General features: G+C 39.9%; 10 protein-coding genes. 6 read left to right on the top strand and 4 right to left on the bottom strand.

The window, feature by feature from the left end; all coding sequences use genetic code 11:
• Positions 1-2 precede the first annotated feature (2 nt).
• From SSAL8618_RS00635 to SSAL8618_RS00620, 4 genes are all read right to left on the bottom strand, one after another.
• Positions 3-2,633: a DEAD/DEAH box helicase family protein gene (locus tag SSAL8618_RS00635; protein WP_038675065.1), complete on the bottom strand. Its 2,631-nt coding sequence runs from the start codon at positions 2,631-2,633 to the stop codon at positions 3-5.
• 2 nt (positions 2,634-2,635) lie between these two features.
• A complete protein-coding gene (locus SSAL8618_RS00630; protein WP_038675063.1) occupies positions 2,636-4,561 on the bottom strand; it encodes a DNA methyltransferase in 1,926 nt (641 codons plus the stop codon).
• 171 nt (positions 4,562-4,732) lie between these two features.
• Complete coding sequence (locus tag SSAL8618_RS00625) at positions 4,733-5,083, bottom strand: hypothetical protein (RefSeq protein ID WP_038675061.1); 351 nt, start codon at positions 5,081-5,083, stop codon at positions 4,733-4,735.
• A gap of 119 nt (positions 5,084-5,202) precedes the next feature.
• The gene (locus tag SSAL8618_RS00620) at positions 5,203-6,504 is read right to left on the bottom strand and encodes a hypothetical protein (protein ID WP_038675059.1); all 1,302 of its coding nucleotides are present in this window, start codon (positions 6,502-6,504) and stop codon (positions 5,203-5,205) included.
• A 481-nt stretch (positions 6,505-6,985) separates the two neighbouring features.
• On the opposite strand from SSAL8618_RS00620, the gene SSAL8618_RS00615 reads away from it, so the two are divergent.
• From SSAL8618_RS00615 to SSAL8618_RS10735, 6 genes are all read left to right on the top strand, one after another.
• Positions 6,986-7,246, top strand: coding sequence for a hypothetical protein (locus SSAL8618_RS00615; RefSeq protein WP_038675057.1), 261 nt, complete (start codon positions 6,986-6,988; stop codon positions 7,244-7,246).
• A gap of 12 nt (positions 7,247-7,258) precedes the next feature.
• On the top strand, positions 7,259-7,498 hold the full coding sequence (locus SSAL8618_RS00610) for a hypothetical protein (protein WP_038675055.1): 240 nt from the start codon (positions 7,259-7,261) through the stop codon (positions 7,496-7,498).
• A gap of 186 nt (positions 7,499-7,684) precedes the next feature.
• The gene (locus SSAL8618_RS00605; protein WP_052124388.1) at positions 7,685-8,347 is read left to right on the top strand and encodes an MT-A70 family methyltransferase; all 663 of its coding nucleotides are present in this window, start codon (positions 7,685-7,687) and stop codon (positions 8,345-8,347) included.
• Positions 8,348-8,502: 155 nt separating this feature from the next.
• A complete protein-coding gene (locus SSAL8618_RS00600) occupies positions 8,503-10,662 on the top strand; it encodes a type IV secretory system conjugative DNA transfer family protein (RefSeq protein WP_038675054.1) in 2,160 nt (719 codons plus the stop codon).
• Positions 10,662-11,432 (top strand): replication-relaxation family protein, encoded by a 771-nt coding sequence (locus SSAL8618_RS00595; protein WP_038675051.1) that lies wholly within the window; start codon positions 10,662-10,664, stop codon positions 11,430-11,432. Before SSAL8618_RS00600 ends, SSAL8618_RS00595 begins: the two co-directional genes overlap by 1 nt.
• A complete protein-coding gene (locus SSAL8618_RS10735; RefSeq protein WP_257001906.1) occupies positions 11,425-11,559 on the top strand; it encodes a hypothetical protein in 135 nt (44 codons plus the stop codon). The genes SSAL8618_RS00595 and SSAL8618_RS10735 overlap by 8 nt, the downstream gene beginning before the upstream one ends.
• Positions 11,560-11,564 lie beyond the last annotated feature (5 nt).

The following is an 11,564-nucleotide window of genomic DNA, read 5'->3' as shown; positions in this document are numbered from 1 at the left end:
ATTTACAATCCTCTCAACTCTTCCTTCACTAACTCTTCACTCACAGTATGGTTATAAAACGGCAAGCCAATAATGCGATAGCGATCATCATCCACCAGCGTTCTAGCTTCATCTCGTTCAGATATTTGTAGAAGGAATTTCTGTTTCCAACCTTCCTTGCTATTTTCAAAAGTATTGTCGCTATCTAAGAACTGGCCACCCTTTGGTTCGATGAAAATCTGCCACGAGACATTCCCCGTTTTCTTATCGTTCGCAAACATCAGAAAATCAGGTTCGAAAGCACGTCCGTCTTCGAAGCTATAAATCTTAACGGCTTTTTCATTGCGAAGCAAATAAATATCCGTCCACTTTTCTTCTAGGTCTGCCATCAATTCTTTAATTACTCGAACCAGCATTTTTTCTTCGTCAGTTCCAAAGTTGTCGTCATAAGCATACCAATCAAAAGCGTCCAAATCCTCGAAATACTGGGTTTCTGTGCGGTTTTTCTGAGATAATCCGAACTCTGCATCGCTTTGCTGATTAACTGTGAATTTCCGCTTGATATTGGCTTCAAACAAATCTTGAATCTTATAAGCCGTAAACTCATTTGAGCCATAAAATCGTTCTTCAAGTGCCACCAAGTCTTTTTCGATATAGTGTAAGAGTTTTTCAACGATAAAAAGTTTGTGTTCTTGGCTAAGTTTATCAACCGCCTTTTTGTCTCCCTCGATAGTCAAGTCAATGTTTTGTAACATCGTGATAAAACCATCAAGGCTTACCAAACCAGGAAATGCCTTTATGAGGTTTTCGAAGGTATAGGCTTTATTTCGATTGATGGCAGCTCGAACAATATGTGGTTCAATCTTCTTGCCAAACTTGTACGGCAAGCTAACGATATTTTCTGACACTAAAGCAAAATCATCTCCCTCAAAAGCACCAATATCACGGCTGGACTGCGTTGGCAGGCTTAACTTAAAACGAGTCGGAATGATGGAATCATCCAAGAGAGATAGCTGCTGCTTTTCAACCAGCTCTTTTCTACTTAAACGCTTATTCATCCAAACAAGCCCGTCCGTATAAGTGCGAGTTTTCTTAAAACTGTCTTTCAGTCGCAGTTCACGCTCTACCAAATTTTGGTCATCATAAATACCAGACTCACGCAGGACTTGCTTGAGTTCGGAAATGTAGCGTGGATTGTTAGCAGAGTGATAATGAAGTTGCTCAATAACACGCAATTCATGGAGTTCATTTTCATCGAATTTTCGAGTGAATTTCTCGTCCGGATATCCATCAAAGACGAATGGATAATAACGAGCACCACGTCCTATCAACTGCTTTTCGGCGTTAGTCGTTGAACCCGCCACAAAGCCATTCTTGGTTACTTTTCCATCACGAGTGTCATAGAGACGGACAATATCGAAGAGATTCAGTACGTCCCAGCCCTCGTTGAGCATATCTACAGCAAAAATCGCTCGAATCTCATTTTCAGGATTTTCAAGTGTATTCAATTCCACCAAGCTATTGCTAGTTTTATTTTTCCCATCAATCAAGAGCAGGCGTTCGAGACGAAAATCTTCTTGTAGCTCTGCTATCAAATCTTGGTCTGATAACCCTGATTGATCAAAAAAGTCAAAAGCTTGTTTCAAAATGCCATCTTGGGCTAACTCACGCTGAGCGACAATTTGTTGCACACTTAGATTTGTCAACAAATCCAAAAAACTATCCAGATTGCCCTTGCTCTCTGCAATTTTCTGTGATTTGAACATGACTAGAGGTTTCAAGTTGATACCGTTTTTGAGTGCTATTTTCTTGCGGAACTGGCTGATGAGAATGGCTTGAAGCATACGTGCCGACACGTCGCTATCCACCAGATGAAAGAGAACATCCTTGGAATATTTATCCAAACGAAACTCTTTCAGGTCGTACTTGTAAATCAAGTGCTTTTCGTACTTCTGGGCAATATCCTTGTTGTTTAAGTCAATGGTCGCTGTAAATTCTAAGAGGCTAGACTTTTTAGCAGTCTTTTGAATATTTTCGATGGTTGACGTCCAGCTGGTGTTATCTTTCTTCTCGCCAGCATTCAGCCCTGCATTGAGATGGTGAGCTTCGTCGGCTAAAAGCACCACCGAAATATCTTCGAACTGTTCGTAAGAAAGTCGATTTTCTCTTGGTGTATTCAAATCTTGATGGAGCTTTTGAATCGTTGTAAAGACAATGTTAATCGCATTCGGATTACTGTCTGAAAAATCCGTGACTTCTCGCACAGGCACAACTTGATTGTTGAGCTCGATTTTTTCCGCAAAGAGATATTTGCCAGCTCCTACCGTCAAAAAATTATCACGGGTTTTAGTCAAGATATTGTCATTATTGACAAAGAAGATGAAGTTACGCTCCCCTTGTTGGTATTTTTCAAGGATAAGGCTTGCCATAAGTAGCGTTTTACCCGAGCCCGTCGCCATATTAAAGAGGACATGCTCTGGGGTTAATCGATTTTTGGTATCTTCCTTGTAATATAAATACCGCCCCAAGGCTTCCTTCTGGTAGGCACGAAGAGGGTATTTGAGGTTTTTCTCAAGTTTGGTTGGAACATTTTCCTTGAAGTCAATAAAACCATTGGCACTTGCCATGTTATAGATTTCATATAGAAACTCCATACTTACTCCTCCCCATAAAAGGCACGATTCAAACGTTTATCTTGTTCAGAGATATTATATGTTTGATCATCTATATCGCTATAATTGACATAGAGATTATTGTGGTCGATAATCTCCGACAAAATTTGTTTCTGTTCCGCCAAAGATAGTTTTTCAAATTCGCTTGCTTTCAATTTTTTAGGGTCAATGCGGTAAGACAAGAAGGATGACGTTTTTGCTGTGTTGAATAATTCAAGCAATTCCTCGGTCGTGGTTGCTTTCAAAATCGACTCTTTAAAATCTTGAGCATCATTTTTCAACTCACAATAGACAAATGAACCACCACCTTGCCAGTTGACATCTTTGGAAATACCGCCCTGTTCTCCATTAATAACCTTTTTCAAGCGTTCCACAGAAACGGTCTCAATATAATCCATCTGCTCAATGCCAATATACTGGCGGTTCATCTTGTGGGCGACGGCTTGAGTAGTTGCCGAACCCATGAAGAAGTCGAGGATTAAGTCACCTTCGTTTGTATGAGACTTAATAATATTCATCAAAAGTGTTTCAGGTTTTGGAGTGCTAAAAACTTTATCCTCAAACAAAGCCTTCATCTCATCGGTAGCATCTTGATTTTGCCCCCAATCTAACAACAAGTCTGTTATCGACTTCTCTTTTCCTAACTCCTCCTCTGAAGCATATCTCCTAAATGTATTAGCTGATGTTATGTATAACAACCCATCTTCTGCAAATTTTGTAATATTTTCTTGAGAAGTTCTCCATTGAGCTCTCGCAGAAAATTCATTTTGAGTTATTCCATCTTTTACGACAACATCTTGCATAAAAGTAACTGACATGGTCTTATTTTTATAGATTCCAGCTTTTATTATAGTATTCTGTTCTTTTCCTTTATATGCAATTCCAGCCAAAATTACCCTTTCGCTTTCTGGATTACTTACATTATCAACACGCTTTGTAGTATCAGTAGACCCTGAAATTGACAATTTTTTAATTCGATTTTCATTTTTAGCAAAAACTAAAATAGTCTCCATAACTCCAGCAATTCTGCTCAAAAACGATGGTTGCTTTTTCTTTTTCCAGTGTAGAGTACCTATATAATTCTTTTCTCCGAAAATCTCATCTAACAGTATATGCAAATACGGTTGCATACCAGTCCCTACAACTCTACTTGAATTAGCACGACTCACATCAATGTGGACAAAAATCAAACCGTCTTCTGACAAGAGTTCTTTTGCTACTTCTAAACGATTTTTCATAAAAGTCAACCAAGTAGAGCGAGTAAAGCTATCATTATAATCAAATGTGTCTTCTGCGCCTGTATTGTAAGGTGGGTCAAGATAAATCAACTTCACTTTCCCTGCAAAGCGTTTTTTCAAACTATGTAAAGCAACGAGGTTATTCCCCTTGATGATAAGGTTATCCGTATCGCTCAGTTCTGTCACCTCATGCTCGCCATCAGAGTCAAATCGTTTGAAATTAGTCAGTACTTTATCATCCAAAAGGCGGTTGATTTCCGTTGGCGCAAGGGTTTCGTTAAAGAAAATCTCCTGACGTTTGGCGTCGTCCTTGGTCTGCCCGCCTTCTAATACACAGTCTTTATAAGGGAAATTGAGGACAACTTCGTTATTTTCTGACAAGTAGCGATTATCGCTAGTCGCAAGCCCAATCTTGGTCTTGTATGCCGTAAAGCTATCAGGCAAGAACTCCTTATTATTGAGGAACTGCAGAAAAGTATCCTTTTTGAAAACCAAGATGCCTTCTTCAAGTGTGCTGAAAAAGTGGTTTGAAATAGTAGGCTCACTCATCAAAAGATTGAGTAACATAGAATCATATTGTCTTGCCAGTTCTGCCAGTTTATTCTTGTTTAGCGCGCCCTCTACTAAAAATTCTTCCTTCTGCAATAGTAGTCGCTCTAGTTCTTGCTTCATAACCTTAGGTTTCCTCTCATTTTTTTCATCAAAGGAGCTATTAAGATTCCTTAGTTATGAATATAACTAAGGAAGAGAGCTCTCTTCGGATTTATGTTTTAACTATATTATAGCATATTGAAAGCGATTTTTTGAGACAAGAAAAAGCCCACTCAAGGTGGACTAAGTGTATTACCTTTTATTTTTAAGATAATCACCATAGAATAACCTCCATTGCTCTGATGTTATTCCTATTATAGTTGAAAATGCTTCAATAGGATGTTCGCCAGAACAAATATAAGCAGGATCTTCTTCGGCTTCTACTAGAAGTGATAGATTGCAGTACATTTCTTCTATTGATAAAAACAATTTTTTATTTTTATCATCCAAGTCGGCAATTTCATCTGTTGACAACCCTGTAACCCTATTTATAAATGAGTAGTCGAAGTCATAGCACAACATACGCCTTGCTATGCTTCGAGTCGCAAAAGGCTCAGTAGCAGTATCAAGCCAAACTACTTTCTTGAATCTGTCTAGAGTCATAAATTACATCTCCTCATATTCTATAGCCCACTCCTTGTCTAGTGGGCTAAAATTTGCATTTTACCCGACAAGTAAGCAGACTCTATAATATATAGAGAAACATTACTATTTTAGCATATTTATTCATATTTGTCAATATAGCTTGCGTGCGACATATATTTGGTTAAGACTTTTTTATAATTATCTGAGCCAGCAATATCCAAAACTGGAGTATAATCTATTAGCAAATGAACCATAAAACCACTTCTAATAAATCTATTTCCTCGCCCATCTAGAATTATCTTTTGTTTACACTCTCCACTCTCTCTATTGAACGAATTATATCTTTCCCAAAATTCCACTGCTAATTTTGTAAATACGAATTTCTCATAGTTAATAATTCCGTTAGGCATCTCAACTGTCATATACACCATATGAGCACCCATCTCCATTATTCTGTCTAGAAATTTATATGTTTTTCGAAAATCATCAAACCAACCAAAAGCATACATTATCTCTCCTTGTCTTTCATTTATAAAGAATCTTTCTAATGGCTCTACATTTTGTTCCATTATCGTATCGCCGTTCACTACAAAAGATTCATAAATAAATTTAAGATCGAAAATATTTTCATTAAAATTTAATAACCCTACCAGAGGAATTGACCAATTGGTGGCAAAATCAGCCTCTAATGAGCTAAAAGTTTCATTAAAAGTTAATTTATCAGGACTCACTAGATATAACCCTACAAAACCATTCAAATAAGGAAACAGGTTGTCTACAGTAAAGACTAATTGTCTATTTACATTTACAGGGTTTGAAAGTTCTCTGTGTATTCCTAGTTCAATAATCTGTTGATAGTCGGATAGTATTATGTAATCTTTTAGCATATTTAATGCTCTATGCTGAACCTCATACATTCCGTTTTTATCATAAACGGAGTCTGGCAATTTCTGAACTTCTTGAATATACTCTTTATTGTTTGGAATAAGTTTTATTAAATAAATCAATAACTCCGCTAAAAAATATTCACTCTCTTTATCTATAAGAGATTCATATCTTTCTACCCCAAGAGCCTTTCGGAAAGAGTTTACGCCCTTTATTTGCTCTTTAGCCTCATCGTAAAAACCTCTCAAATCAATATCATAATTACTGTTTGAAGTAATAACTTCTATAAAACCACCTGCCAGCCTGGCAATTTCTTCCTCTACATTGGAAATAGTAATAGCATTAGAATAGTTATCAGAAATATCCTTTTTACTGTTAAAAATTCTATTGGCCGTAGCTTCACTTCTTACTCTTTTTATATATGTGGAGTTATCTCCAAAAATAATTATTTCTTCAATTATGTCGTTTAGAAAATTAAGTTGATTACATGGATAACCACTCAACTCCTTAGCTTTAAATAACTTACAGAACCATCCAAAAGTAATAACTCTCATGTATTGTGACCTCCCTTTTAACGTTTATTGCGTAAATAATCAATAAATTCCAAACCTAAGTCTGATTGAAATCTATTGAAATCCTTAATCTATCTAATGAAATTTGGAGATTTTTTTGATACCTAGCGGGAAATCTATTCCTACTCTATACTTAAATTACCGAAGAACAAATCCGATAGAGTTCTTTGGGGATTTCAGATAGATATTAGTAATATAGCACACATCTAAGATAGGCAACGTAGCTAATACCATTATATCACCCCCAACTCGAGTACGGTGTGATGGGAAGGAGGAAATTTCAGAAAAACCAACTAAAAAGAAAGGAGAACAGTAAGATGCTCAAGGTATTGCTCTTCACGCCATATTTCCTAGTCTGTGCGTACGCATTCTATCAGCTTTATCGTATTCACAAAACAAATAAATCGTTGTAAACTTGGAATAGGAACATGCTTATGTTCCTGCGAATGAAAGGAAAGATATTATGACCCTAACACCTCAAACCAACAACACCCAGCCACTCCAAACTTTGGTAAGTCCATATCAGCTCAAGCTGGCGCAGGACTTGTCGAAGGATATGGCAGTAGTTCAAGCGAACCAACTCCTTACCGCAGATATTCTGAACAAAATCGGCGAGCTGGCAAAGCTAGAAGACCAAATATTGAGCCAAACGCCAGACGCCAAGCCGTTCTGCCACGCAGTTCTTCAATCGTTCGCCTACAAGGCTGTTCAGAGATTGAGATAAGGAGGGGCTACCATGACACAACCATTGTTCTATTTTCTTCTCGGCGTTGGAGCGAGTATCCTCGCTCTCTGCCTTTTGGGGATTTATCTGGAATTTACGGATAAAGACCAAAAGACTGAAGAAGTTGAAGCAGAACCTATTTATTCAGAAGAAGACATTGCTCTAGCAAACTTCCTCCAAGACAAGCAAGCCGTCAACGAAGCCTATTTGTCCGCCCAAACCCAACTTTTGAAACAGCTTCGAAAGTCCTAAAATCCCATCGAAAGGAAGGGGGTGTTGCCTTTTCTACAACAGCCAACAAATGAGGCAAAAATCACCCAATTGACCTCTGTTTCATCCATTCGCATCGCTCCAAAAATAGATGACGCTTATGGTTCGCCTTTTCGCCACTTTGCGTTATTCTGAGAGCGTCTTTCAAGACAGAAAGGAAAATGCTTTATGACAAACCAACAAGAAGAAAAGCTAAAAGATATTATTTCAAGTTATCGGGCGAAGCACCAGTTAAAGAAGTTCAAAACTGTGCTGGCAGATCCACCTTGGGAAGTCGCACAAAAAGGCAAATACGGTGCAGTCGCACACTACGACCTGATGAGTGTCGAAGACATCAAAAAGATGCCCATCCAGGACTTAGTCGAAGAAAACGCCCACCTCTGGATTTGGACATATCCAGCCGTTCTCGAACAAACTTATGAAGTTATCCGAGCTTGGGGTTTCGAGCCAAAATCTCTCTTTACTTGGGTTAAACCACGCCTTGGTTTGGGTAATTATCTTCGAAATTGCACCGAACAAGTCTTCTTTTGCACCAGAGGCAAAGCACCGATAAAGTTTAAAGGACAAATGAACTGGGGATTCTTTCCACTTCAAGACCATAGCCACAAACCCGAAGAACAATATGCCATCATCGAACGATGCTCAGATGGCGACTACTTGGAATTGTTTGCCCGCCGTCCAGTTCCGTCAGACAAAAACTGGAGCGTCTGGGGAAATGAAATCGAGAGCAATGTGGTGATTCCAGGTTATCCTGTGCCAGAGTATTCCCAAAATCCTCGAGATTTTACGCAAATTTCCGAACAAGAACCGTCAAATGATGAAACTAATTAAATACATTCTGATATTCTTTCTGCTAGCCTACCTTATCAATCTATCTGTTCATCTCTTACTTGAAGTTTGGGGATATTTAGTCCTTATCTTCGGCGCAATAGTTGGTGGTTGGCTGATGGTTAGGATTATCAGATATAAAAAAGATTGGAGATAACATGAAACGACCCAAACAATTTCACTGGCAAGAAGTGGAGTGGTTTCGTCCTTTCGACTTTGGTGTTGTGGAGAACTTTATGAATCAGCTTTCAGGCTTTACACGCCGTCAGCCGTTTATATGGGAAATTCATATCAAGCCGAATAGTATCAAATATTATTTGGGAACAGAAGTCGGAGACAACAAATACCTCAAAAAGATGATGAGCCAACATCACCAAGTTCAATTCGAAGATGCCAAACGCTTCAAGCACAAAAAGCCAAGTTCCGCCTTTAATCTTGGCGTGAAGCATTCCTGCTTTTCACTCAAACTAAGTGCGACCGAAAATATGACCCGCTCGACCTTGGCGCTTTGCAAAATTCTCAAGCCAGAAGAAAACTTAACAATTCAAATCATTGTCGGCAAGTCTCGCTCACCAAAGCCAATCCCAAAAGAGCTCACTATTAACCCAACTTGGTGGCAGTGTATTTCGGGCAATATCCCAAAGCTCTCTTCCGATTCTGAAAAATTGGTAAAAGAAAAACTGAGGCAAGCCCAGTTTCAAACCATTGTGCGTGTTGGAATTAGCGCAAAAGATAGTGTTCGAGAAAATCTCATTCGCAAAACATTGTTAAGCAGTCTTCGAATGTTAGATTCGAACGGCGCAAGTGTCGAACTGCATCATTCTTCTGCCTATGATTTTCATCGCCGCAAAGTCCCTTGGCACTTTCCGACCATACTTTCCGCAAGTGAGCTCGCCAGCCTCCTTCTACTTCCAGCTGGCGAGAACGAACTTGCAGGTGTGCCGTCATTAGCACCTAAAACTATTTTACCACCAATCGGAATGAAACGCCAGAACGGCTTTTGCTTGGCGGAGAGTTTGGGTGTAAAGAAAACGCCATTAAATATCCGCCCACTGGACTTGCTTAGCCATCTTCATCTACTCGGTGGAACTGGCGCTGGCAAGTCGACCGTGATGCTCAATCTGATTTTACAGGTCATCAAAAATGGATATTCGGCGGTGGTCATCGACCCAAAAGGCGACTTGATTCGAGATGTCTTGGAGAGGTTTCCAGAAGGATGCGACGAAGATTTGGTTCTGCTTGACCCAAGTATGAATGAGCGAGTTATTGGCATTAATCCATTTGAGCTGACCAAATTCGGTGTCAGCGAAGAATTGGTGGCAGATATGCTTCTGACTGTTTTCAAGGAGTTATTCCCAGACCATTTTGGGATTCGAACGCTTGATGTACTGAGCCACAGCTTTCTGACTTTGGCAAAATCCGAAGAAGCCAACCTCGTGATGCTAGTTCCGCTTTTGACCAACAAAGCCTTTCGACAGAAAATGGTCGGTAGAATTTCTGACCCGTTCTTGCAGAGTTTTTGGCAAAGTTTCGAAACAATGAGTCAAAGCGAGCGAAACTTGCTTATCTCGCCCGTCTTGAATAAAATGCGTCAAATTCTCCTTCGACCAGAACTTCGAGCGATTTTTGGACAAAGCCAGACCAGCTTTTCACTAATGGAGCTCTTCACAAATCGAAAAGTTCTGCTCATTCCCTTAAACCGTGGACTGATTGGAGCAGAAAATGCCAAGTTTATCACGGCGCTTGTGATTGGCTGTCTCTGGCAACTGACGCTTCGAAGGGCCAGTATTCCGCCCGAAAAACGCCACTTCATGTACTTTTTTTTAGATGAGCTGGCGGAATTTATCAAACTCCCGACCTCTATCGACGACGCTCTTTCGATGTCGAGAAGTCTTGGTGTAGGCTGGATTTTAGCCAACCAGTTTTTGAAGCAACTACCTCTTGATCTCAGACAAAGTATTAAAACCAACTGCAAAAATCGACTTGTATTTGGTTTGAGTATGAGTGAAGCCAAAGATATAGCCAGCGAAACGATTGAATTAAGGCCAGAAGATTTTCACTCCTTGCCGACTTTTCAGGTTTATACCAAATTGCCACTTATCGGCAAGGAATTTCGCTGGGTGTCAGGCTCGACGCTTCCACCACCTGCAAAGTTTAGAGATTTGACCGCTCTGTATGCCAAAAGCCTAGCGAAATATGGAGCCAACACTAGCGATATTGAGGAAGGATTCGTGCAACTTTTCAGTGAAAAGACCACCAATTCTACACCGCCACCAGACAAAGTCGGCAGGCAAAAACGCAAAAAGGAGGTAGAATAATGAAGTTCAGCGATGTTCAATTGTCCATTCTCAAATTGTTAAAAGACTGTCGCTATGTCTCCACTCGCCAGCTGGCAGACTATTTTGCGGATAGTTTCTCGCCTCGAACTGCCACACGGCGAGCCAATCTTGCGACCAAAACCCTATTCGAAGCAGGATTTATCGCACATCTCAAGCGTCGAATTGGTGGCAGGCGAGCTGGGAGCGGTTCCTATGTTTGGTCTATTACCAAAACAGGTTTGAAACACTTGCGCTTGAACGATCCGCAAATTCAAGTGAGATTTCGCAACCGATATGAACCAACCGCCCACCATTTGGAACACACCTTGGGAATTACGCAAGTCTATGTCGAGCTCAAAAAGTTGGAGCGTCTTGGAAAAATCGAACTCGAAACATTCTCTTTCGAACCTGTCTCGCATCGAAGTTTTGCCAAATTCACGCAGAATGTGGCGCTCAAGCCCGACGCTTACGCTAAGCTGGTTGTCGGCAATGAAGAAGAATTCAGCTTCTTTTTGGAGTTAGATAAAGACACGGAAAGTTTGAATCGGATTGTTAACCAATGCAAGAAATACATTCAATATTTCAACACGGGAATCGAACAACGCGAAACTGGAATTTTTCCGCAAGTCGTGTGGGTAGTACCAGACCACAAGCGACAGACCGCCATTGAAAACCGTATTCAAGAGGAATTAAACAGTTATTGGACGCTTTTTGAAGTGATAACTTTAGAAGAATTTCCAGATTTTGTGATAGGAGACAGCGATGAATAAAAACGAGCAAGAACTCAAAGAACAACACAAGAAAATCGGGCGCGCCACCTTTATTATCCACCGAAAGTTCAGCGGAAATAAGACTCTGAGGCAGATTTTGGAGAGGTTGATTTTGAGGGAGGAATGACTGGA

Origin of the sequence: Streptococcus salivarius (genome assembly GCF_000785515.1) — a bacterium.
In the GTDB taxonomy this organism is placed as follows: Bacteria; Bacillota; Bacilli; order Lactobacillales; family Streptococcaceae; genus Streptococcus; species Streptococcus salivarius.
Note: the sequence above shows the minus strand (reverse complement) of the source record. Positions and strands in the feature narration are given on the sequence as shown.

What these genes read in the sequence shown, in the direction of transcription:
- SSAL8618_RS00635 (WP_038675065.1), bottom strand. Translation starts at nt 2,633, where the DNA reads ATGGAGTTTCTATATGAAATCTATAACATGGCAAGTGCCAATGGTTTT.
- SSAL8618_RS00600 (WP_038675054.1), top strand. Translation starts at nt 8,503, where the DNA reads ATGAAACGACCCAAACAATTTCACTGGCAAGAAGTGGAGTGGTTTCGT.
- SSAL8618_RS00630 (WP_038675063.1), bottom strand. Translation starts at nt 4,561, where the DNA reads ATGAAGCAAGAACTAGAGCGACTACTATTGCAGAAGGAAGAATTTTTA.
- SSAL8618_RS00595 (WP_038675051.1), top strand. Translation starts at nt 10,662, where the DNA reads ATGAAGTTCAGCGATGTTCAATTGTCCATTCTCAAATTGTTAAAAGAC.
- SSAL8618_RS00615 (WP_038675057.1), top strand. Translation starts at nt 6,986, where the DNA reads ATGACCCTAACACCTCAAACCAACAACACCCAGCCACTCCAAACTTTG.
- SSAL8618_RS00605 (WP_052124388.1), top strand. Translation starts at nt 7,685, where the DNA reads ATGACAAACCAACAAGAAGAAAAGCTAAAAGATATTATTTCAAGTTAT.
- SSAL8618_RS00625 (WP_038675061.1), bottom strand. Translation starts at nt 5,083, where the DNA reads ATGACTCTAGACAGATTCAAGAAAGTAGTTTGGCTTGATACTGCTACT.
- SSAL8618_RS00610 (WP_038675055.1), top strand. Translation starts at nt 7,259, where the DNA reads ATGACACAACCATTGTTCTATTTTCTTCTCGGCGTTGGAGCGAGTATC.
- SSAL8618_RS00620 (WP_038675059.1), bottom strand. Translation starts at nt 6,504, where the DNA reads ATGAGAGTTATTACTTTTGGATGGTTCTGTAAGTTATTTAAAGCTAAG.
- SSAL8618_RS10735 (WP_257001906.1), top strand. Translation starts at nt 11,425, where the DNA reads ATGAATAAAAACGAGCAAGAACTCAAAGAACAACACAAGAAAATCGGG.